The sequence below is a fragment of the Stenotrophomonas sp. YJH_SMC_120 genome, from assembly GCF_059368675.1.
In genome coordinates this window covers 181,184-201,697 of record NZ_JCAFRY010000004.1, presented here as the reverse complement: position 1 = coordinate 201,697, position 20,514 = coordinate 181,184, and the positions used below count along the sequence as shown (strand labels likewise).

Below are 20,514 nucleotides of genomic sequence, written 5' to 3'. Positions count from 1 at the left end.
ATGCGTTATCGGGGAATGGGCGGCCTGCTGGCCGCCTTGCTGTTGGCCGCGTGCAGTCCGGCAACACCGCCGGCGCCGAAGGTTACCGAAGATCCGGCCTATGCGGCCGCGCAGCAGCAATGGCGGGTGGCCCGCTACCAGGACCTGACCCGGCCCGATGGCTGGACGGCCCTGGTCGGCCTGCACTGGCTGCAGAACAAATCACACTTTGTCGGCAGTGGTGCCACCAACGGCATCCGCCTGACGGTTGGCCCGGACAAGCTGGGCCTGCTGCGTCGCGAGGGCAGCCAGTGGTGGTTCACGCCCGAAGCCGGTGTGGATGTCAGCCATGATGGCCAGCCGGTGCGCGGCCGTATCCGCATCGACACCGACAAGGATCCGCAGCCAACCCTGTTGGCCTTCGACGGTGGCAAGGGCCAGCTCAGCATCATCCGGCGCGGTCCGCGCGATGCGCTGCGGGTCAAGCATGCCGATGCGCCGGCGCGCCGTGATTTCGCCGGGCTGGAGTACTGGCCGGGTGGCCCGGACTGGCAGGTGCAGGCACGCTTCATCCCGCATCCGGCGGGCAAGACCCTTCCCATTGTCGACATCACCGGCCTGACCACCGAGATGCCCAATGCGGGTGCGGTCGAATTCGAACGCGACGGCCGCACATGGCGGCTGGAGGCGATCGGAGCCACCGGGCAGCCGCTGTTCCTGATCTTTGCCGACCGCACCAGTGGCCGCGGCAGTTATCCGGCCGGGCGCTATCTGGATACCGATGCGCCGGCAGCCGACGGCACGCTACGCATCGATTTCAATCATGCCTACAACCCGCCGTGCGCATTCACCGCGTATGCCACGTGCCCGCTGGCGCCGCCGGAAAACCGGCTGGACCTGCGCATGGAAGCGGGCGAGAAGGCCTACCACCTGTCTGAAGGAGAGGGCTGAGATGCCGTTGAAGGGACTGTTCCGTGCAACGCTGCTGATGGCAGCGTTTGCAATCGCACCGCTGGCACCGGCGCGCAATGCACCGGCCACCGACGCCGCTGCCACGGCGGCGGCCAAGCCGCCGGTGCCGCTGCTGTGGAAGGTGACCGGCCCGGGTGATTCACGCGTATACCTGCTTGGATCATTCCACCTGTTGAAACCGCAGGACTACCCGCTGTCGCCCGATGTCGAGCAGGCCTTCGAGGCCTCGCAGCGGGTCGTGTTCGAACTGTCGCCGGAGGACATGCAGTCGCCGCAGCTGGCCAGCCGCATGGTGCAGGCTGCAGTGCGCACCGATGGCAGCGAGCTCAAGCGCGATCTCGACGCGGCCACCTGGCAGAAGCTGCAGGCGTTCGCATCCGAGAACAAGCTTCCGTTGGCACAGATGCAGGGCATGAAGCCCTGGTTCGTCGGCCTGAGCATTTCGGTCGGGCAGATGCAGAAGATGGGCCTGGACCCGGCGCTGGGCCTGGACCGTCATTTCATGGAGCGCGCGCAGAAGACCGGCCGCAGGACCGCTGGGTTGGAAGACATCGATACCCAGATCGGCATGCTCGACGGCATGACCGTGCAGGAGCAGCGACAGATGCTGTCCGAGGCGCTGGATCAGGCGGGCAAGGGCGATGAGCAGGCGCGCCAGCTGCATGATGCCTGGCGGCGAGGCGATGAGCGCGTGTTGTGGACGAAGATGGCCGCGGAAATGCGCCAGCAGTACCCGCAGCTTTACCAGCGCATCAACACCGGGCGCAACGATGCGTGGGTACCGAAGCTGCTGCCGTACCTGCAGGCCGGGCAGGGTGGCACGCTGGTGGTGGTCGGTACGCTGCACCTTCTGGGCGGTGACGGCGTGGTCGAGAAGCTGAAGGCGAAGGGCTACAAGGTCGAACGCGTATGCACGGGGTGCAAAGCGAAACGTTGATGCTCCCCCGGGGCACAAAACAAAGCGGCGCGCCATTGGGCGCGCCGTTTTCGTATCCGCCGGTACATCGGCTCAGCGGCGGGTCTTGCCGCCGGTGCCGGTACCGGGTTCGTTGGGCTTGTTGCCGGTGCCGGTACCGGTGCCACCCGGTCGCGGACCACCGAAACCGGTGCCCATGCTGCGCTGGAATTCCTGCCACAGCTCCAGGTTGCGCTCGGTCAGCTGGTTCATCATCGCCCACGGGGTCTGGCCCAGCAGGTTGCCCATCTGCTGGCGGAACTGCTGCTGCTGGTCGAGGAAGACCTGCATGCTGCGCTCCAGGTAGTTGCCCATGAAGCCCTGCAGGGAATCGCCGTAGAAGCGGATCAGCTGGCTCAGCAGCTGGGTGGACAGCATCGGTTCGCCGTCCTGTTCCTGGTCGGCGATGATCTGCAGCAGGACCGAACGGGTGAGGTCGTCGCCGCTCTTGGCGTCACGGACTTCGAAGTCTTCACCGTCCAGGATCAGCTGGCGCACGTCCTCGATGGTGATGTAGCTGGAGATCTCGGTGTCGTAGAGACGGCGGTTCGGATACTTCTTGATGATGCGGGTCGCAGCCATTGAAGCGGTCACTCGTCACAGTAGATGCGAAGCATGGCGCAGTGCAGCAGCCGTTGCAACCGCCTCAGCCCCCGCCAGGCTTGGCTTTCACAGGGGATCATGTTGCGCAACAAGGGTTTGCGTGCTGCGCAGCATGACCATCGGCAGGGGCGGCGGGTGTGCGCCGCCGAGGCCGCCGGCGCGGCTTACCAACCCATATGGTGGCCGCCATTGATGTCCAGGTTGCTGCCGGTGATCCACGAGGCTTCCTCCGCCACCAGGAAGGACACCCCGTAAGCGATTTCCTCCGGCTTGCCGAGGCGCCCGGTGGGAATGTCGGCGACGATCTTGGCGCGCACTTCCTCCGGCACCGCCATCACCATGTCGGTCGCGACGTAGCCGGGCGAAATGGTGTTGACGGTAATGCCGAAGCCGGCGTTCTCGCGCGCCAGCGAGATGGTGAAGCCGTGCATGCCGGCCTTGGCCGCCGCGTAGTTGGCCTGGCCGTACTGGCCCCTCAGGCCGTTGATCGAGCTGATCTGGATGACCCGGCCCCAGCCGCGGCGGCGCATGCCCTCGATGACCGGGCGGGTGACGTTGAACACCGAATTGAGGTTGGTGTTGATCACATCGTGCCACTGGTCCGCGCGCATGCGATGGAACGTGGTGTCGCGGGTGATGCCCGCGTTGTTGACCAGGATCTCGACCGGGCCCAGCTCGGCCTCGACGGCGCGCACCAGCGCTTCGGCGCTGCCTGGATCGGAGACATCGCCCGGGAAGATCGACACGCTGTAGCCGCGCTCGGTCATTGCCTGCTGCCAGGCGCGGGCCTTGGCCTCGTCGCGGTAGTTGGTGGCGACCCGGTGGCCCTGGTCGGCCAGGCGTTGGCAGATGGCGGTGCCGATGCCGCCGGTTCCGCCGGTGACCAGTGCGACGCGAGATGTCATGGAGTGTTGTCCGGGTGTCGGGTGGGGGAAGGGGGATTCTGCAACATCGGCGCGGAAAGTGCGCCGGCTGGCAACAGGATGTCGGTCCGCGGCAGTCGTGCCGGGTCGAAGGCCTGCCGAGCGGTGGCCAGCAGCGTATCCAGGTCGTGCGCAGGTTCCAGCGCCCCAGGTGCCTGGCCGAGCAGCTTCCAGAGCTGGCGCAGCACGGGCAGCGGGTGCGAACTGTCCACCGGCAGCGCCGCCAGCGACTTGGACAGTTTGTGGCCCGGCGCATCCAGCAGCAGCGGCAGGTGCCAGTAGCGCGGCACCGCCAGCCCCAATGCCTGCTGCAGCAGGATCTGCCGCGCGGTGGAGTCGAGCAGGTCGGCGCCGCGCACCACTTCGGTCACTCCTTGTGCGGCGTCATCGACCACCACCGCCAACTGGTAGGCCCAGCAGCCATCGGCGCGGCGCAGCACGAAGTCGCCGACCTCGGCGTGCACGTCCTGCTGCTGCGGGCCGCGCAGGCCATCGTCGAAGTACACGATGCTGCCCGGTGGCACGCGGAAGCGGACGGCAGGGTCCGGTCGAGGTTGCCGGGCGACGCAACGATGGTGGATGCCGCCGTTGGCGGCCAGGTCGCTGCGGCTGCAGTGGCAGACAAAGGCCAGGTCGCTGGCCAGCAGCACGTCCAGCGCGGCCTGGTAGGCCTCGCCGCGGGTGCTCTGCCAGAGGATCGGGCCATCGTGGACCAGGCCGAACGCGGCCAGCGCCCGCAGCTGTGACTCGGCGGCGCCGGGCACGGTGCGTGGTGGATCGACGTCTTCGATGCGCAGCCGCCACAAGCCGCCGTTATGTCGCGCGAGCAGCCAGCTGCCGAAGGCGGCGAGCAGGGATCCGGGATGGAGCAGGCCGGTCGGCGAGGGCGCGAAACGACCGCAGGGAATGGGGGAGGTCATGCTGGCTGAATCGTCGGTCAGGTTGGCGCTTGAATTCAAGCTGACCACACCGCAAATTGACCGGTATCGACCCCTTCCGAGCCGGATTTTCCCATGTTTACCCGCATTGCCCTGTTCCTGGCGACCAACTTCGCGGTCCTGATTCTCGCCAGCATCGTGATGTCGTTGCTCGGGGTCAATCCAAGCCAGATGAGCGGCCTGCTGGTCATGGCCGCGATCTTCGGCTTCGGTGGCTCCTTCATCTCGCTGCTGCTCTCCAAGTGGATGGCCAAGCGCTCCACCGGTGCGGTGGTGATCACTGAGCCGCGCAACCAGACCGAGCGCTGGCTGCTGGCCACCGTCGAGCGCCAGGCCAAGGCGGCCGGTATCGGCATGCCCGAAGTAGCGGTGTACGAAGGCCCGGAGATCAACGCCTTCGCCACTGGTGCCAACCGCAACAACGCGCTGGTGGCGGTGTCCACCGGCCTGCTGCACAACATGAGCGAAGACGAGGCCGAAGCGGTGCTGGGCCACGAGATCGCCCACGTCGCCAACGGTGACATGATCACCATGGCGCTGCTGCAGGGCGTGCTGAACACCTTCGTGATCGTGCTGGCCCGCGTGGTCGGCGGCATCATCGACAGCGCGCTGTCGGGCAACCGCGAAGGCGGCGGCCGTGGCTTCGCCTATTACATCATCGTGTTCGTGCTGGAGATGGTGTTCGGCCTGTTCGCCACCATGATCTCGATGTGGTTCTCGCGCCACCGCGAGTTCCGCGCCGACGCCGGCGGTGCCTCGCTGGCCGGCCGCCAGAAGATGATCGCCGCGTTGGAGCGGCTGCAGCTGAACCACGGCCAGAGCACGCTGCCGACCCAGATTGCCGCCTTCGGTATTGCCGGTTCGACGGCGAAGAAGCTGTTCATGAGCCATCCGCCGCTGGAAGAGCGCATCGCCGCGCTGCGGGCGTCGACGGTGGCGTAAGTCTCCGTACTTCTACGGTAGTGCAGGAACGCCTGGCCCCGCGCCGGGCGTTTTTGTTTGCGCGGTGCATTGCTGATGCCGGATCGTGCCCGGGGGATCGTTTCCGCGACTGCGGGGAGGTGTCACTTTCTTTGCTCGTGCAAAGAAAGTAACCAAAGAAACACGCCGCCGGGGCGCGAGCCGACGTGCTGCGCACGCCGGTACCCTGCGCTCCTCGGCCCGTCGAGGGACGGTGCGGGAACTCGCTGCGCTCAGACACCCGCACCTCTCCGCCCTCGCCAGACCTGCGGTGCTCGGCTCGCTCAAGGCGGACCCAAGGTCAAATGCCACAGCGGCACCCGGTTGATCCATGCCACGCGTGCATGCTGTTGCCCTTGATCTTGACCTTCCAGTCCGCCTTGAGCGAGCCGAGCATCGCAGGGGAATCAGGGGCGAAGAGGTGCCGGTGTCTGAGCGCAGCGAGTTCGGCGCCGTCCCCTGATTCTCCGAGAAGCGCAGGGAACCGTCGCGTAGCGACGGCTCGCGGCTGGCGGAGCGTTTCTTTGGTTACTTTCTCTGCACGAGCAAAGAAAGTGACACCCCTCCGCGGTCGCGGAAATGACTCTCCGTGCGCACAAACGAAAACGGCACCCTCGCAGGCGCCGTCTCCATGAACCGCATTACGCGAAACCTCAGAACTTCGCGTCGAACTCCGCCGCGTAGCCAGTGTTCACCAGCACCTTCTGCAGCGACTCGGCCACCTTCAGGTTGCCGGCAACGATCTGGTGGGTCTCCGGGCCACGGTTGTCCATCCGGCCCAGGGTCGCGCCCTTGAAGTCGCAGACCTTGCCACCCGCCTCGCGGACCAGCAGCAGCCCGGCAGCGATGTCCCACGCCTTCACGCCGGCTTCGAAATAGGCGTCGGCGCGGCCGCAGGCCACGTAGGCCAGGTCCAGCGCGGCCGAACCGGTGCGGCGGATGTCCTCAGCCTGGACCAGCAGGGTGTCGACCGACTTCAGCTGCGCGCTGGCGCGGCTGCGTTCGCGCGGGGCGAAGCCGGTGTGGATCATCGTGCCTTCCAGATCCTTGCGGTCGGCCACGCGGATGCGGCGGTCGTTCAGCACGGCGCCGGCGCCACGGCTGGCGGTGAACAGTTCATTGCGCAGCGGATCGAAGATGACGGCATCGGTCGGCTCGCCGTTCTCGACCAGGGCGATCGACACGCAGTAGTGCGGCACGCCGCGCAGGTAGTTGCTGGTGCCATCCAGCGGGTCGATGACCCACATCTGGCGGCGCTCGCCCTGCACGCCACCTTCTTCACCGAAGATGCCGTAATCCGGGTAGGCGCGCTTGAGTTCCTTGACGATGACCTTTTCCGCGTCCGCATCCACTTCGCTGGCGTAGTCCATCCGGCCCTTCTGCACCACGTTCAGTGCCTCGAGCTTGTTGATGTTGCGCAACAGGACGTTGCCGGCGAGGCGGGCGGCCTTGACCATGACGGTGACGGCGGGTTTCTGCATGGCGTGGGCTCCCGGAAAGGCAGAAGAGATGGACTGGCGGGGGAAAAGAGCGGGTCCGGCGCAGTGGCCGGCCGCACAGTTTACCATTGGTCATCGTCCAGCTCGACCTTTTCCCTGTTCATGTCCCAGTTTCCCGCCGCCACCCGCCTCCGATTCGTCCTGGTCGGTACCCAGCACCCCGGCAACATGGGGGCTGCCGCCCGCGCCCTGAAGACCATGGGCCTGGCCCGCCTGGTGCTGGTCGCCCCCGAAAAGCCGCTGGACGAGGAGGCCTTCCGCCGCTCGGCCGGTGCCGAAGACGTGCTTGGGGACGCTCCGGTGGTGGCCACCCTGGCCGAGGCCGTGGCTGACTGCCGCCTGGTACTGGGTTGCACGGCCCGTGCCCGCCGCGTCCAGCTGGAGGAATACCTGCCGGCCGACGCTGCCGCCCGTGCGGTGGCCAAGGCGGGCGAAGGTGCCGAGGTCGCACTGGTGTTCGGCCGCGAGCGCACCGGCCTGACCAACGAGGAGCTGCAGCTCTGCCACGCCGCAGTGCACATCCCGTCAGACCCGGAGTTCAGCTCGCTCAACCTGGCCGCCGCCGTGCAGGTGCTGGCGTACGAAACGCGCATGCAGCTGCTGGGCGCGCAGCCGGCCGCCGACGCCGAGCCGGGCTTCCGCGAACAGGCCGCCAGCCATGAGCAGATGGAGAGCTTCTTCGCCCAACTCGGCGACACTCTGGACGAGATCGATTTCCACAAGGGCCGCGCGCCCGAATCGGCGATGCGCAAGCTGCGCCGCCTGTTCCTGCGCAGCGAGCCGAGCGAGCAGGAAGTGCGCCTGTTGCGCGGCATCCTCGCCGACACCCAGCGCATGGCGCGTCTGGCCCAGGCCGGCAGCAAGGACAGCTGACGACGTTCTCATTTTTTCGGGTAGTCTGTCTGGATACCCAGGGGGGGATGACGTCTGTGTCGGCTCTGCGAAAGGCAATGCAGGGGGGACTGCTGAGCCTGGCCATGGTCCTGCTGGCCGGAGCCGTGCATGCAGCACCGGATCCGGTGCTGGTGCTGGGCCGGATCAGCGATGACCCCCAGGCTCACTACGAGCAGCTGCAACCCCTGCTGGACTACGTGGTGGCGCGCATGCATGACGTTGGCATCCAGGAGGGGCGGGTACTGATGGCCCGCGACCCGCAGCAGATGGCCAGCTATCTGCGGCGGGGACGGGTCGACTGGGTCACGGAAACCTCCGGTACGGCGGTGGCACTGGGCCAGCGCAGTGGCGCGCGGCCGCTGCTGTTGACCGAGCGCAACGGGGTGCGCGAATACCAGACGGTGTTCTTCGTGCGCAGCGACAGTCCCATCCAGCGGGTGCAGGATCTGCGCGGCCATCGCCTGGCCCTGCAGAACACGGCATCCACCAGCGCCTACCTGGTGCCGGTGATGACTCTGCTGAACCATGGCCTGTCGCCGCAGATCCTGGCCGGGGTCTGGGACGTGCCAGGGAGTGACAGCGTGGGGTATGTGTTCGCGCGCAGCGAGTTGAACATCGCGACGTACGTGCACAAGGGGATGGCGGATGTGGGGGCGGTGAGCAGCGTGGACTGGAACGACGAGCGGCGGGTGCCGGCTGCATTCCGGCGCGATTTCCGCGAACTGCTGCGCACCGAACCCTACCCGCGTGCGGTGGAGATGGTCCGCGCCGACCTCGATGCGCGGGTGCGCGACCGCCTGCAGGAAGTCCTGCTGCAGGCCGCCAGCGACCCGCAGGCACAGGGTGCGTTGCATCGGTTTTTTGGCACTTCCGGTTTCCACCGTGTCGATGCGCATGCGCAGCAGCGGTTGGATGAATTGAAACAAGGATTGACGCGCGTGCGGATGGAAGTGGAATGAAGTGGCTCGGCTCGGGGATGCAGGCCCGGTTCCTGCTGGCGATGGGCGGAGCGATGGTCGTGGTGGTCGCCATCCTGGCGGTGCTGCTGGGGCGCCAGACGGCGATGCAGAGCGAGGTGCGCACCCTCAGCGGTGGCGTCATCCATGAATTGTTCGACCGCAGCGTGCGCAGCCGCGGCGAGGCGATGGCACGCGAGTTGTCCGATGCGCTGGCCAACCCGCTGTATTACCGCGACCTGGACCAGGTCGGCGTGCTGGTGCGCAGCACGGCGCGACAGCCGGTGGTGCGCTATGTACTGGTGTTCGACGAGCGCGGCCGGCTGGTGCACGACGGCTCGGTCGAGGTCCCGGGATTCGGCCAGCCGATGGCCGATCCCCTGGCGCCCAAGGCTGCGGCGGCGCAGGCCTTGCTGGTGCAGGAATCGCCGAAGGTGCTGGACAACACGATGCCGATCATGGTCGGCAACCAGCGCATCGGCGGCGTCCGCGTCGGCATGGCGCTGGACGAAGTGCAGCAACGCGAACAGGCGGCCAACGCCACCCTTGGCGAGCGCCTGCAACTGGTCGGCAGCCGCCACCTGGGTTGGTTGCTGCTGATGCTGGGGTTGCTGGTGGTGATCGGCGTGGTGGTGATCCTGTACGTGCAGCGCACGCTGGTCGCGCCGATCCGCGATCTGGCCGCGGCCGCGCGCCGCATCGAGGCCGGTGACTACCAGACGCCCCTGGCCGAGAACACCCGTGACGACGAAGTGGGTGAGCTGGTGCGCGGCTTCGCCCGCATGCGCGATGCGATCGCCCGCCATGACCGTGAAGTGCGGCGCATGGCCTATACCGATGCGCTGACCGGGCTGACCAACCGGCTGGCATTCCGCGAAGCGCTGGACCATCGGCTGATGGCGGCGCGTGCCGCCAATCACCGGTTGGGCCTGCTGTTCGCCGACATCGACGATTTCAAGCGGGTCAACGACACGCTTGGCCATGAGGCCGGTGACGAGGCGTTGCTGCAGTTCGCACAGCGCATCGGCCGCGCCGTTGCGGAGGCAGGCGGCGACGAGGCCCTGCTGGCCCGCTTCGGCGGTGACGAGTTCGTGATCCTGGTGGGCGACGGTGATGTGGCCGCCAACGCGCGGCTGCTGGCCGAAGTGCTGGTGCGCGAGCTGGGCAGGCCGCTGGTGGTGCAGGGCAGGGAGCTGTTCCTGGGCACCTCGATCGGCGTGACCCTGTTCCCCGACGATGCGGCCGATGCGACCACCCTGTTGAAAAACGGCGACATCGCCATGTACCAGGCGAAGATGGCCGGCAAGAACTGCTATCGCTATTACAGCCGGGCGATGGACCACGCGGTCGAGCGTCGCGTGCATATGGAACAGGAACTGCGCGGGGCCTGGGAGCGCGGCGAACTGCGCCTGGCCTACCAGCCGATCTTCCGCATGCGCGACCGCCGCATGGTCGGCGTCGAAGTACTGCTGCGCTGGCAGCATCCGACCCTGGGCACGATCCCGCCGTCGGTGTTCATTGAAGTGGCCGAGCAGAGCGGCCTGATCGAGATCATCGGCCCGAAGGTACTGCGTGCGGCCTGCATGGAGGCCTCGCAGTGGCCACGCGGGGCGGCCGGGGACGACCTGTTCGTGTCGGTGAACGTGTCACCGCGGCAGCTGCGCGGCGGCGAACTGCCGGCGCTGGTCGCGCAATGCCTGCATGAGTCCGGGCTGCCAGCGTCGCGCCTGCATCTGGAGCTGACCGAGACCGCGGTGATCGGTGACGAGATGGTCGCCGCGCAGCTGCTGGACAAGCTGCACCGCACCGGCGTGAAGGTCTGGCTGGACGACTTCGGCACCGGCTTCTCCGGCTTGAGCCACCTGCGCCAGGTGCCGGTGGACGGCGTGAAGATCGACAAGAGCTTCGTGGCCGACATGCAGCGTGATCCCGACGACCTCGCATTGACCACGGCGATCATCGCCATGGCCCACGCGCTGGGCATCACGGTGGTGGCCGAGGGCATCGAGCAGCAGGCGCAGTTCGAGCTGCTGGCGCAGCGCGGCTGCGATCTGGGGCAGGGCTACTGGCTGAGCCACCCGGTCACCGCCACCGAAGTGGTGCGGATGATCGAATCGGGCGTTTGACCGATTGACGTTGTGCCGGGGGTCATCCCTTTTCCGCAGGAAAAGGGATGACCCCGCTACGGAATTACACCGGGCGCTTGCTCGGGTCGCCGGGCAGTTCGCGCACCAGCTTCGGGACCAGATAGCCGGACAGGCGCGCGGTCAACCCGGCAATCAATGCCTTGGCCCGGGTGTCGTCCACTTCGAAGTGGGCCACGCCCTCGACCCGGTCCAGCTGGTGCAGGTAGTAGGGCAGCACGCCGGCGGCGAAGCTGCGCTCGCTCAGGTCCTGCAGGGCCTGCACGCTGTCGTTGACCCCGCGCAGCAGCACCGCCTGGTTCAACAGCTGGGCGCCGATGCCGCGCAGGCGGGCCATCGCCGTGTCCACGCTGGCATCGAATTCATTGGCATGGTTGGCGTGGACCACGACCGCCAGCGGCCACGGCAGGCTGCCCAGCCAGGAGACCAGTTCATCGTCCACGCGCTCGGGCAGCACGATCGGCAGGCGGCTGTGGATGCGCAGGCGGCGGATATGCGGGATCGCGCGCAGGGCGTCGGTCAGCTCGACCAGCTTGTGCGTGGCCAGCGACAGCGGGTCACCGCCGGACAGGATCACCTCGTCGATGTCCGGGTCGGCGGCGATGGCGGCTACGGCCTCCTGCCAGCCACCCTTGGCGGCGTTCTCCGCGCCATAGTCGAAGTGGCGGCGGAAGCAGTAGCGGCAGTTGATCGCACAGCTGCCCGTCGCCACCAGCAGGGCGCGGCCACGGTACTTCTGGATGACGCCGGTGGCCTTCTTGGCCGCACCATCACCCACCGCATCGAAGCTGAACCCGGGCGCCGGGCGCATTTCCTCGTCGATCGGCAGCACCTGCCGCAGCAGCGGATCGGCCGGATCGCCCTTGCGCATGCGGGCCACGAACCCCTCCGGCACGCGCAGCGCGAACTGGGCCATGGCCGCTTCGGAGACGCCCAGTGCCGCCGGATCCAGCTCCAGCCGGGCCAGCAGCGCCTGCGGGTCGCGCAGTGCCTGGCGCCAGAGCTGCTGCCAACGCGCGGGCGCGCCTGGCGACTGGGGCCGGGGGAAGGCGGAAAGCTGCATGGAGAGGGGGCCTGCGGTTATCATGGGGGCAGAAAAACAGTCGCCCACCGGCATCCGGTGGGCTTTCCATTCTAACGGCTCGCCGCACCCGCGGCGTTTTTGCCACTCAGGAGTTTACGCATGGCCAGCTACGGCATGAACGACGTCAAGAACGGGATGAAGATCCTGGTCAACAACCAACCGGCCGTCATCATCGACACCGAATACGTCAAGCCGGGCAAGGGCCAGGCCTTCACCCGCGTGAAGTACCGCCTGATCAAGGACGGCCGTACCCAGGAAGTGACCATGAAGTCGACCGACTCGCTGGATGCAGCCGACGTCGTCGATACCGACATGAACTTCATGTACAGCGACGGCGAGTACTGGCACTTCATGGACCCGGAATCCTTCGAGCAGGTCCAGGCCACCAAGGCCGGCATGGGCGGCGCCGAGAAGTGGCTGAAGGGCGAGGAGTCCTGCGTGGTCACCCTGTGGAACGGTGAGCCGATCTTCGTGCAGCCGCCGAACTTCGTCGAGCTGAAGATCACCGAAACCGATCCGGGCGTCCGTGGCGACACCTCGGGCGGCGGCGGCAAGCCGGCCACCCTGGAAACCGGCGCCGTGGTCCGCGTGCCGCTGTTCGTGAACCAGGACGAAGTGATCCGCGTCGACACCCGTTCGGGCGAATACTCCGCACGCGTCAAGTAATCCGGCGCAGCCGGATTACGGTAGTGCCGGCCGCTGGCCGGATACGCGCCATCGCATTCGCGCTGGCGCTCCCATGATCTGCTTCGGCAGATCATGGGCCCCGCTTCACGGGTCTCCAGACCCCGCCGCTTCGCGGCAGCCCCTGACTCAGGGGCGTGTCCCCAGAAGTATCTCGCCGCCCCCCAGCCAGTGAGCCCGCATGAGCGATAGCCCGCACCTCCCCGAAGCCTGCGACCTGCTCATCGAAGCCGGTTACGTCGTTCCGATCGAGCCGCATGCGGTGGTGCTGGAAGACCATGCCGTTGCCGTGCGTGGCAGCGAGATCGTGGCCATCCTGCCGCGTGCCGAGGCGCGCGCACGGTTCCGCGCCACCCAGGTGGTCAGCCGCCCCGAGGCGGCGCTGATGCCGGGCCTGGTCAATGCGCACACGCACAACCCGATGACCCTGCTGCGCGGCGTCGCCGACGACCTGCCGCTGATGACTTGGCTGCAGCAGCATATCTGGCCGGTGGAAGCGGCGGTGATCGGCCCCGAATTCGTCGCCGACGGCACCACCCTGGCCATCGCCGAGATGCTGCGCGGCGGCACCACCTGCGCCAACGAGAACTACTTCTTCGGCGATGTGCAGGCCGCCGTCTACAAGAAGCATGGTTTCCGCGCGCTGGTCGGCGCGGTCATCATCGATTTCCCCACCGCCTGGGCCAAGACCGACGACGAGTACTTCGCCAAGGCCGGTGAACTGCATGACCAGTGGCGCACCGATCCGCTGATCGGCACCGCGTTCGCGCCGCATGCGCCGTATACGGTCAACGATGCCAACTTCGAGCGGGTGCGGATGCTGTCCGACCAGCTCGACATGCAGGTGCACCTGCACACCCACGAGACCGCGCAGGAGATCAACGATTCGATCAAGCTGCACGGCCAGCGCCCGCTGGCGCGGCTGGATCGCCTCGGCCTGGTCAACGACCGCCTGATCGCGGTGCACATGACCCAGCTGACCGATGCGGAAATCCACCTGTGCGCCGAGCGTGGCGTCAGCGTGGTGCATTGCCCGGAATCGAACCTGAAGCTCGCCTCCGGTTTCTGCCCGGCCTGCGCCCTGCAGCGCGCCGGCGTGAACCTGGCGATCGGCACCGACGGCTGCGCCAGCAACAACGACCTGGACATGTTCAGCGAGAACCGCACCGCGGCGATCCTGGCCAAGGCCGTGGCCGATGACGCCACCGCGCTGGACGCGGCGACCACGCTGCGCGCGTCCACCCTGGGCGGTGCCCGCGCGCTGGGCTTCGGCGAGCGCATCGGTTCGATCGAAGTTGGCAAGCAGGCGGACCTGGTCTGCGTCGACCTGTCCGCACTGGAAACCCAGCCGCTGCACAACGTGCTGTCGCAACTGGTGTACGCCACCGGCCGTCAGCAGGTCAGCGACGTCTGGATCGCCGGCAAGCCGAAGCTGGTGCAGCGCGAGCTGGTCGGCATGGACCTGCCGGGCATCATCGCCAACGCGCGCCAGTGGCGCGAGCGCATCCGTCATATCCGCGCCTGAACCCCGGCGCCGCAAGGACTCCCTCATGACTGCCCCCCACGCTTCCTCCAATTTCGATCAGGCCGAGCTGGACAAGTTCGCCGCGCTGGCCAACCGCTGGTGGGACGCTGACGGCCCGCAGAAGCCGCTGCATGCGCTGAACCCGGTGCGCCTGAAATACGTGGCCGACCGCGTGCCGCTGCGCGGCGCACGCGTACTCGACATCGGTTGCGGTGGCGGCCTGTTGAGCGAAGCGCTGGCCCAGGCCGGCGCCGACGTCACCGCCATCGACCTGGCCCCGGAGCTGGTCAAGGTCGCGCGCCTGCATGCGCTGGAAAGCGGCGCCAAGGTCGATTACCGGGTGCAGGCCGCCGAGGACCTGGCCGCCGAGCAGCCGGGCAGCTTCGATGTGGTGACCTGCATGGAAATGCTGGAGCACGTGCCAGACCCGGGCGCGATCATCGAGGCCTGCAAGCGCCTGCTGAAGCCCGGCGGCCATCTGTTCCTGTCGACCATCAACCGCACCGCTGCCGCGTTCGCGGTGGCGATTGTCGGTGCCGAGTACGTGGCGCGGCTGCTGCCCAAGGGCACGCACCACTACCAGGAATTCATCAAGCCGGCCGAGCTGGCGCGCTGGTTGCGCGAGGCCGACATGCAGCTGGTGGACGTCAGCGGCATGGCCTACGAGCCGTGGCGCAACCACGCCCGCCTGAGCAGCCGCACCGACATCAACTACCTGGCCTACGCGGTCAAGCCGGCATGACCTCCGCCCGCTTCCCGCGTGCGGTGCTGTTCGACCTGGACGGCACGTTGCTGGACAGCGCGCCGGACTTCGTCGCCACCTGCAACGCGATGCTGGCCGAACGTGGTCGTGCACCCATCGATCCGGCCGCACTGCGCCCGGTGGTGTCGAAGGGCTCGCGGGCGATGGTCTCGGCCGCGTTCCCGGACCTGGATGCCGCTGCGCGCGATGCACTGATCCCGGAATTCCTGCAGCGCTATGAAGCGTTGATCGGCCAGCACGCAGTGCTGTTCGACGGCGTGGCCGGCATGCTCGCCGCGCTGGATGAGGCCGGTACGGTGTGGGGCATCGTCACCAACAAACCCGAGTACCTGGCGCGCCTGATCCTGCCGCAGCACGGCTGGCAGCAGCGCTGCGCGGTGCTGGTCGGCGGTGACAGCCTGGCCGAACGCAAGCCGCACCCGCTGCCGCTGCTGCACGCTGCGCAGGCCATTGGCATTGCCGCCGAAGACTGCGTGTACGTGGGTGACGACGAGCGCGACATCATCGCCGCACGCGCTGCCGCCATGCCGTCGGTGGCGGCGCTGTGGGGCTACCGCCTGCACAGCGACGACCCGCTGGCCTGGCAGGCCGACGTGCTGGTCGAGAACGCCGAACTTCTGCAACTGGCCAGTCTCTGGCCGACCCGGCCGGCAGCCCCGGCCCAGCCGTAAGGAATCACGTAGTGAGCAGTACCGCGCTGGACAGTTTCCTCGACAAGTGGCGCAGCCGTTGGCCGGAATGGTCGGTGGCCGCCCCGTTCGTGGCCGAATCGCAACGCGAGCTTGCCGTGGCGTGGTTTGCGCTGCTGCAGGAGTTCGACGACATGCTCAATACCGGCGGCGATCCGCTGCCGGCCGATGCCAAGCTGGCATGGTGGGGCGAGGAGCTGCGCAGCTGGGCCGGGCATCGTTCGCGCCATCCACTGGGCCGTCTGCTGGAGCCGGTGCGTGCGCCGTGGGTGCAGTTGGCCGAGGCGCTGCCGGATCTGGTTGAAGCACGCACCGTCGCGCTGGACGCCGCCAGTGCCGAGCGTGCGCTGGCCAACTACGCTGAAGCCGTGGCCGCGGTCGAGGCGGCCTTGTTCGCGGACAAGCCGCGCACCGGTGCCGGCCGTGCGGTGCAGCTGCAGACCCTGGCCCAGCGCCTGCAGGATGCCGGCGTGGCCGGTGTACCGCGCAGCCTGCTGGACGGTGATGCCAGCACGGCTGCACAGCGCTGGGCGCAGCATCTGTTGAAGGGTTGGGGCAGCCGCGTGCCCGGCCCGCGCCCGCGCCGTGTGTGGTCCAGCCTGGCGCGCGCCCGCGTTGCCGCGCAGGCCGCAGGCAAGCCGATTGAAGCGACCCCGGTGCGCACCTTGTTGCGCGTGTGGTGGGCCGCGCGCGGTTGATCGATCGGCGCTGTTGACTGCTTCTGGTGGGTGCGGACCTTGGTCCGCACGCTCTGTGAGGTTGTGCCGACCAAGGTTGGCACCCACCAAAGCGCATTGCGCGCGTTACTTGCGTTCCAGTACCAGTAGCGGATCGATACGGGTATCGAACCAGTTCATGCCCCAGTGCAGGTGCGGGCCGGTGGCGCGGCCGGTGGCGCCGACCGCGGCGATCACCTGGCCTTGTTCCACACGGTCGCCAACTTTTACGTCGATGCGCGACAGGTGCAGGAAGTTAGAGCTGACCCCGAAACCGTGGTCGAGCAGCAGCGTACCGCCGGTCAGGTACAGGTCCGGCCCGGCGAATGTGACGATGCCGGCGGCCGGTGCCTTCACCGGCGTGCCGGTCGGTACCGCGATGTCCATGCCGGAATGACCGGCACCGGGCTGCCCGTTGTAGACGCGCGCATTGCCGAAGCGGCCACTGATACGGCCCTGCACCGGCCAGATGAAGGTCTGGGTGAAGTCGGTGCGGTCGTCATCGCGGGCACGTGCCGCGGTCACCTGCGCCTGTTCGCGCTTGATCCGCTCGGCAATCGCCGGCGGCGGGTTCACCGTCTTCGGCGGCACGCCGTTGACCCGCTCGGTGGGCCAGTCGCGCGGGGTCACCGCAATGGTCGCGGTCTCGCTGCCACCATCAGGGCGTTGCACCTGCACGCGCAGCGGACCCTTCTCGTCGCGGCCGATGCCGAACACCACGCTGCCATAGCCGCTCACCCGCAGTTGGCGGCCGGCGTACTGCACGCGGCTGCCGGCGGGTACCTTGCCGATCACCAGTGCGCCCTGCGACGCGCTGGCCGGGAACACCACGCGGCTGTCGATCAGGCTGCCGATGGCATCCTGCGCGTGAGCCGACGGTACGCTGAGCATGGGCGCCGCCAGCAGCAGCGCCCCGGTAAATAGAGCCGCGCGCATCAGCGGTCGTAGGTCATGCGCTGGCCGGCGGGCTCGCCCACCAGTTTGCTGCCGTCCCACACCAGCTGGCCATTGACCCAGGTGGAGGCCACGCGCGAACGGAAGGTCGTGCCTTCGAACGGCGACCAGCCGCACTTGGACAGCACGTCCTCGCGCTTGACGGTGAACGGCACGTCTTCCACCAGCACCAGATCGGCGAAGTAGCCTTCGCGCAGGAAGCCGCGCTCTTCCACGTCGAACAACTGTGCCGGCGCGTGTGCGAATTTCTGCACCACCTGCTCGCGGGTCAGCTTGCCTTCGTGCACGCGCTCCAGCGCGGCCACCAGCGCGTACTGCACCAGCGGCAGGCCCGACGGTGCCTGCGCGTACGGCTTCTGCTTCTCTTCCCAGGTGTGCGGCGCGTGGTCGGTGGCCAGCACGTCCAGCACGTCGTCGGCCAGCGCAGCGGTGATCGCCTCGCGGTCGGACACTTCCTTGATCGCCGGGTTGCACTTGATCAGGTTGCCCTTGGTCGCGTAATCCGGGCGCGCGAAGTGCAGGAAGTGCACGCAGGTCTCGGCAGTGATCTGCTTGCGGCTGCCGTCGGCGCGGATCAGCGGGCCCTTCTCGAACAGCGCCAGCTCATCGGCGGTGGAGATGTGCAGCACATGCAGGCGGGTGCCGTGCTTGCGCGCCAGCGACATCGCCAGGCGGGTCGACTTGATGCAGGCCTCGCGCGAACGGATGTCCGGATGCATGTCAGGGGTCAGCGCATCGCCGTACTTTTCCTGGAAGGCCTTCAGGTTGGCATCGATCATCGGCGTGTCTTCGCAGTGCGTGATGATCGGGGTCGGGCATTCGCGGAAGATCGCATCCAGCGTTTCCGGGTTGTCCACCAGCATGTTGCCGGTCGAAGCACCCATGAACACCTTCACGCCCGGGGCCTTCTTCGGGTCCAGCGCACGGATCGCGTCGAGGTTGTCATTGCTGGCGCCGTGGTAGAAGCCATAGTTGGCCCAGGCGCGGCCGCGCGCGAGCTCGTACTTGGCTTCGAGGATGGTCGAATCCAGCGTCGGCGGGTTGGTGTTGGGCATGTCCATGAAGCTGGTCAGGCCACCGGCCACGGCCGCGGCCGATTCGCTGGCGATGTCGCCCTTGTGGGTCAGGCCCGGTTCGCGGAAGTGCACCTGGTCATCGATCATGCCGGGCAGCAGCCAGCGTCCGGCCGCATCCACCACCTGCTCGCCGTCGCGCGGCGCCAGCCCGCTGCCGATCTGCGCGATGCGGCCGTTCTCGATGCGCAGGTCGCCGTCGAAGGTGCGGCCTTCGTTGACCATCCGGGCGTTGGTGATGAGGGTGGAGGACATGTCAGTGTTTTCCTGTGCAACGGCAAGAGGGGGCGTTGGGAGACTCGGGCACGGGGTCGAAGCCGCCGGGATGGAACGGGTGGCAGCGACCGAGCCGGCGTGCTGCCAGCCAGCTGCCGCGCAGCGGGCCGTGCCGCGAGATGGCTTGCATCGCGTATTCAGAACAGCTCGGCACGAAACGGCAGCGTGGCCCCAGCAAGGGGCTGATGAAGCGCTTGTAGAAGCGCAGCAGGGCAATGAGCAGGCGCGAGATCACCCAGTCATCTTATGCCAGTTGGCATGAAGGCCGCATTTGTGCAGGATGGGCCGTTGGTCGCATGTCGCCGATGGCCTGCGACCGGTACCAGCACCTGCGGGTGCTGGCCAGGTTCCGTACCGCGCAAGGCGGTCCGTGTTCGTCGGACTGCCTCCAAGGGCGCCTTGACTCCAGGACTGAATGGAGCAGGGTGCCGAGGTTGCTGCTGCGGGTCGGGTAGGCTATAAAGGCCCGCTTTCCCGGGCCCCGGGGAATCCAAGGAAGAGCGTTTCGTGGCTGCTAAAAAAACTGCAAAGAAGGCCGCAACGGCCGCCAAGAAAACCGCCAAGCCTGTTGTGAAGAAGTTGGCGGCAAAGCCCGTTGCCAGGAAACCGGCCAGCAAGCCGGCGACCAAGGCAGCGTCCTCGCAACCGGCGGCCAGGAAGGCCACCGCAAAGAAAACGCCGGTCAAGGCAGCCAAGCCGGTGGCGAAGAAGGCTGCTGCGCCCGCCAAGGCCAAGCCTGCCGCTGCCAGCAAGAAGGCGCCGGTGGTGAAGAAGGCCGCCAGCAAGGCTGCGCCGGTGAAGAAGGCTGCCGCCAAGCCAGTGGCGAAGAAGGCAGCAACCAAGCCGGCGCCGAAGGCGGTGGTGAAGAAGGCTGCGGTCAAGCCGGTTGCCAAGCCCGCAGCAAAGAAGGTCGCTGCGGCCAAGCCGGTCGCCACACCTGCCGCTGTAAAGAAGGTTGCCAAGAATGTTGCCGCGCCGGCCGTAAAGCCGACCCCGGCCCCAGTAGTGAAGTCCGCACCGAAGCCTGCTGCCAAGCCGGCTCCGGCCAAGCCTGTCCCGGCCAAGACCGTGGCAGTGGCAGCAGCCCAACCGGCCTCCAAGCCGGCCCCGGCCGCCGCTCCTGCCGCCTCGAAGGCCCCGCAATCCAAGAATCCCGTGCCCGTTTCGAAATCGCCTGCCAAAACCGCCGTGAAATCCGATTCCGCCCCGAAGACCGTGTCGCGCCCTGTCGGCAAGGTTGCCGTGGCCGTCGCCGCCCGCTCGGCGGCACCGGCCCCGCGCAGCAAGTACAAGGTGGTCGAGTACAAGACCGACGAGGCCACCGGCCGCCCGATCCTGCCGGCTGGCTACAAGCCGTCCTCGGAAGAGGAATACATGAGCCCGCTGCAGCAGGAATACTTCCGCCAGCGCCTGCAGAACTGGCGCGCGGACCTGGTGGAAGAGTCCAAGCAGACCATCGAGAACCTGCGCGAGGAAGTGCGTGACATCGGCGACGAAGCCGAGCGTGCGACCCGCGAGACCGAGAACTCGCTGGAACTGCGTACCCGCGACCGCTATCGCAAGCTGATCGGCAAGATCGACAGCACCCTGAAGCGCCTGGAAGCGGGCGACTACGGTTACTGCGTCGACACCGGCGAGGAAATCGGCCTGGAACGCCTGGAAGCGCGCCTCACCGCCGAACGCACCATCGACGCCCAGGAGCGTTGGGAGCACCTGCAGAAGCAGCAGGGCGACTGATTCCCGCTCGTTGTATGGTCATGCAGAAAACCCGGCTTCGGCCGGGTTTTTTGTTGGGGTGGTTGACTGGGTAGAACGGCGCCTTCCGCGTGTCAGAGGGAGCCTGCGGGTGGGTCCGGGCAGGACACGCTGCAAGTACATCCCTGTAAGCTCGGCCGCGGCATCCATGCCGCGGACGGTCCTGCCCGGA

20 protein-coding genes are annotated in these 20,514 nt (G+C 67.5%); 12 read left to right on the top strand and 8 right to left on the bottom strand.

Annotated features, from left to right (window positions below; all coding sequences use genetic code 11):
• Positions 1 to 930 (top strand): DUF1684 domain-containing protein, encoded by a 930-nt coding sequence (locus AC5P60_RS08275; RefSeq protein WP_005410393.1) that lies wholly within the window; start codon positions 1 to 3, stop codon positions 928 to 930.
• Position 931: 1 nt separating this feature from the next.
• The gene (locus AC5P60_RS08270) at positions 932 to 1,888 is read left to right on the top strand and encodes a TraB/GumN family protein (RefSeq protein WP_024958298.1); all 957 of its coding nucleotides are present in this window, start codon (positions 932 to 934) and stop codon (positions 1,886 to 1,888) included.
• 72 nt (positions 1,889 to 1,960) lie between these two features.
• Here the strand turns inward: AC5P60_RS08270 and phaR are convergent, their stop codons facing one another.
• From phaR to gluQRS, 3 genes are all read right to left on the bottom strand, one after another.
• Complete coding sequence (gene phaR, locus AC5P60_RS08265) at positions 1,961 to 2,488, bottom strand: polyhydroxyalkanoate synthesis repressor PhaR (RefSeq protein WP_005410391.1); 528 nt, start codon at positions 2,486 to 2,488, stop codon at positions 1,961 to 1,963.
• Positions 2,489 to 2,673: 185 nt separating this feature from the next.
• The gene (phbB, locus tag AC5P60_RS08260) at positions 2,674 to 3,414 is read right to left on the bottom strand and encodes an acetoacetyl-CoA reductase (protein WP_414497982.1); all 741 of its coding nucleotides are present in this window, start codon (positions 3,412 to 3,414) and stop codon (positions 2,674 to 2,676) included.
• Positions 3,411 to 4,352, bottom strand: coding sequence for a tRNA glutamyl-Q(34) synthetase GluQRS (gene gluQRS, locus AC5P60_RS08255; RefSeq protein ID WP_049404636.1), 942 nt, complete (start codon positions 4,350 to 4,352; stop codon positions 3,411 to 3,413). Before gluQRS ends, phbB begins: the two co-directional genes overlap by 4 nt.
• A 93-nt stretch (positions 4,353 to 4,445) precedes the next feature.
• On the opposite strand from gluQRS, the gene htpX reads away from it, so the two are divergent.
• On the top strand, positions 4,446 to 5,312 hold the full coding sequence (gene htpX / locus AC5P60_RS08250) for a protease HtpX (RefSeq protein WP_005410387.1): 867 nt from the start codon (positions 4,446 to 4,448) through the stop codon (positions 5,310 to 5,312).
• Positions 5,313 to 5,983: 671 nt separating this feature from the next.
• Here the strand turns inward: htpX and AC5P60_RS08245 are convergent.
• Positions 5,984 to 6,811 (bottom strand): inositol monophosphatase family protein, encoded by an 828-nt coding sequence (locus tag AC5P60_RS08245; RefSeq protein ID WP_005410386.1) that lies wholly within the window; start codon positions 6,809 to 6,811, stop codon positions 5,984 to 5,986.
• A 120-nt stretch (positions 6,812 to 6,931) separates the two neighbouring features.
• On the opposite strand from AC5P60_RS08245, the gene AC5P60_RS08240 reads away from it, so the two are divergent.
• The 3 genes from AC5P60_RS08240 to AC5P60_RS08230 are packed head-to-tail and all read left to right on the top strand — an operon-like array spanning position 6,932 to position 10,805.
• Entirely contained in the window at positions 6,932 to 7,702 is a 771-nt protein-coding gene (locus AC5P60_RS08240; protein ID WP_005414025.1) for an RNA methyltransferase, read from the top strand.
• Between the two features lie 47 nt (positions 7,703 to 7,749).
• Positions 7,750 to 8,682 carry a phosphate/phosphite/phosphonate ABC transporter substrate-binding protein gene (locus AC5P60_RS08235; protein WP_051187982.1) on the top strand — a complete coding sequence of 311 codons (933 nt, stop codon included), beginning with the start codon at positions 7,750 to 7,752 and terminating at the stop codon, positions 8,680 to 8,682.
• The gene (locus AC5P60_RS08230; protein ID WP_005410383.1) at positions 8,679 to 10,805 is read left to right on the top strand and encodes a putative bifunctional diguanylate cyclase/phosphodiesterase; all 2,127 of its coding nucleotides are present in this window, start codon (positions 8,679 to 8,681) and stop codon (positions 10,803 to 10,805) included. The genes AC5P60_RS08235 and AC5P60_RS08230 overlap by 4 nt, the downstream gene beginning before the upstream one ends.
• A gap of 64 nt (positions 10,806 to 10,869) precedes the next feature.
• Here the strand turns inward: AC5P60_RS08230 and epmB are convergent, their stop codons facing one another.
• Positions 10,870 to 11,886 carry an EF-P beta-lysylation protein EpmB gene (gene epmB / locus AC5P60_RS08225; protein ID WP_033834684.1) on the bottom strand — a complete coding sequence of 339 codons (1,017 nt, stop codon included), beginning with the start codon at positions 11,884 to 11,886 and terminating at the stop codon, positions 10,870 to 10,872.
• A gap of 120 nt (positions 11,887 to 12,006) precedes the next feature.
• On the opposite strand from epmB, the gene efp reads away from it, so the two are divergent.
• The 5 genes from efp to AC5P60_RS08200 all read left to right on the top strand — a co-directional run bounded on the left by efp (position 12,007) and on the right by AC5P60_RS08200 (position 16,266).
• Positions 12,007 to 12,573 (top strand): elongation factor P, encoded by a 567-nt coding sequence (gene efp, locus AC5P60_RS08220; protein WP_005410381.1) that lies wholly within the window; start codon positions 12,007 to 12,009, stop codon positions 12,571 to 12,573.
• A 199-nt stretch (positions 12,574 to 12,772) separates the two neighbouring features.
• Positions 12,773 to 14,116 carry a TRZ/ATZ family hydrolase gene (locus AC5P60_RS08215; RefSeq protein WP_005410380.1) on the top strand — a complete coding sequence of 448 codons (1,344 nt, stop codon included), beginning with the start codon at positions 12,773 to 12,775 and terminating at the stop codon, positions 14,114 to 14,116.
• A gap of 25 nt (positions 14,117 to 14,141) precedes the next feature.
• Positions 14,142 to 14,858: a bifunctional 2-polyprenyl-6-hydroxyphenol methylase/3-demethylubiquinol 3-O-methyltransferase UbiG gene (gene ubiG, locus AC5P60_RS08210; protein ID WP_005410379.1), complete on the top strand. Its 717-nt coding sequence runs from the start codon at positions 14,142 to 14,144 to the stop codon at positions 14,856 to 14,858.
• Positions 14,855 to 15,550, top strand: coding sequence for a phosphoglycolate phosphatase (locus AC5P60_RS08205; protein WP_005410378.1), 696 nt, complete (start codon positions 14,855 to 14,857; stop codon positions 15,548 to 15,550). The genes ubiG and AC5P60_RS08205 overlap by 4 nt, the downstream gene beginning before the upstream one ends.
• An 11-nt stretch (positions 15,551 to 15,561) precedes the next feature.
• Positions 15,562 to 16,266, top strand: a complete 705-nt coding sequence (locus AC5P60_RS08200; protein ID WP_033834682.1) for a squalene/phytoene synthase family protein — start codon at positions 15,562 to 15,564, stop codon at positions 16,264 to 16,266.
• Positions 16,267 to 16,371: 105 nt separating this feature from the next.
• Here the strand turns inward: AC5P60_RS08200 and AC5P60_RS08195 are convergent, their stop codons facing one another.
• Genes AC5P60_RS08195 through yidD form a run of 3 tightly spaced genes read right to left on the bottom strand, consistent with a single transcriptional unit; the run spans position 16,372 to position 18,822 of the window.
• Positions 16,372 to 17,220, bottom strand: coding sequence for a M23 family metallopeptidase (locus AC5P60_RS08195; protein WP_049404643.1), 849 nt, complete (start codon positions 17,218 to 17,220; stop codon positions 16,372 to 16,374).
• Positions 17,220 to 18,566 (bottom strand): dihydroorotase, encoded by a 1,347-nt coding sequence (locus tag AC5P60_RS08190; protein ID WP_012480835.1) that lies wholly within the window; start codon positions 18,564 to 18,566, stop codon positions 17,220 to 17,222. Before AC5P60_RS08190 ends, AC5P60_RS08195 begins: the two co-directional genes overlap by 1 nt.
• Before the next feature lies 1 nt (position 18,567).
• The gene (yidD, locus tag AC5P60_RS08185; RefSeq protein ID WP_080240779.1) at positions 18,568 to 18,822 is read right to left on the bottom strand and encodes a membrane protein insertion efficiency factor YidD; all 255 of its coding nucleotides are present in this window, start codon (positions 18,820 to 18,822) and stop codon (positions 18,568 to 18,570) included.
• Between the two features lie 272 nt (positions 18,823 to 19,094).
• Between yidD and dksA the strand changes: the two genes are divergently transcribed.
• Entirely contained in the window at positions 19,095 to 20,324 is a 1,230-nt protein-coding gene (gene dksA / locus AC5P60_RS08180; protein ID WP_483693318.1) for an RNA polymerase-binding protein DksA, read from the top strand.
• Positions 20,325 to 20,514 lie beyond the last annotated feature (190 nt).

What these genes read in the sequence shown, in the direction of transcription:
- AC5P60_RS08275 (WP_005410393.1), top strand. Translation starts at nt 1, where the DNA reads ATGCGTTATCGGGGAATGGGCGGCCTGCTGGCCGCCTTGCTGTTGGCC.
- phbB (WP_414497982.1), bottom strand. Translation starts at nt 3,414, where the DNA reads ATGACATCTCGCGTCGCACTGGTCACCGGCGGAACCGGCGGCATCGGC.
- AC5P60_RS08205 (WP_005410378.1), top strand. Translation starts at nt 14,855, where the DNA reads ATGACCTCCGCCCGCTTCCCGCGTGCGGTGCTGTTCGACCTGGACGGC.
- AC5P60_RS08190 (WP_012480835.1), bottom strand. Translation starts at nt 18,566, where the DNA reads ATGTCCTCCACCCTCATCACCAACGCCCGGATGGTCAACGAAGGCCGC.
- efp (WP_005410381.1), top strand. Translation starts at nt 12,007, where the DNA reads ATGGCCAGCTACGGCATGAACGACGTCAAGAACGGGATGAAGATCCTG.
- phaR (WP_005410391.1), bottom strand. Translation starts at nt 2,488, where the DNA reads ATGGCTGCGACCCGCATCATCAAGAAGTATCCGAACCGCCGTCTCTAC.
- epmB (WP_033834684.1), bottom strand. Translation starts at nt 11,886, where the DNA reads ATGCAGCTTTCCGCCTTCCCCCGGCCCCAGTCGCCAGGCGCGCCCGCG.
- AC5P60_RS08245 (WP_005410386.1), bottom strand. Translation starts at nt 6,811, where the DNA reads ATGCAGAAACCCGCCGTCACCGTCATGGTCAAGGCCGCCCGCCTCGCC.
- ubiG (WP_005410379.1), top strand. Translation starts at nt 14,142, where the DNA reads ATGACTGCCCCCCACGCTTCCTCCAATTTCGATCAGGCCGAGCTGGAC.
- AC5P60_RS08195 (WP_049404643.1), bottom strand. Translation starts at nt 17,220, where the DNA reads ATGCGCGCGGCTCTATTTACCGGGGCGCTGCTGCTGGCGGCGCCCATG.
- htpX (WP_005410387.1), top strand. Translation starts at nt 4,446, where the DNA reads ATGTTTACCCGCATTGCCCTGTTCCTGGCGACCAACTTCGCGGTCCTG.
- AC5P60_RS08240 (WP_005414025.1), top strand. Translation starts at nt 6,932, where the DNA reads ATGTCCCAGTTTCCCGCCGCCACCCGCCTCCGATTCGTCCTGGTCGGT.
- AC5P60_RS08215 (WP_005410380.1), top strand. Translation starts at nt 12,773, where the DNA reads ATGAGCGATAGCCCGCACCTCCCCGAAGCCTGCGACCTGCTCATCGAA.
- AC5P60_RS08270 (WP_024958298.1), top strand. Translation starts at nt 932, where the DNA reads ATGCCGTTGAAGGGACTGTTCCGTGCAACGCTGCTGATGGCAGCGTTT.
- gluQRS (WP_049404636.1), bottom strand. Translation starts at nt 4,352, where the DNA reads ATGACCTCCCCCATTCCCTGCGGTCGTTTCGCGCCCTCGCCGACCGGC.
- AC5P60_RS08235 (WP_051187982.1), top strand. Translation starts at nt 7,750, where the DNA reads ATGACGTCTGTGTCGGCTCTGCGAAAGGCAATGCAGGGGGGACTGCTG.
- AC5P60_RS08230 (WP_005410383.1), top strand. Translation starts at nt 8,679, where the DNA reads ATGAAGTGGCTCGGCTCGGGGATGCAGGCCCGGTTCCTGCTGGCGATG.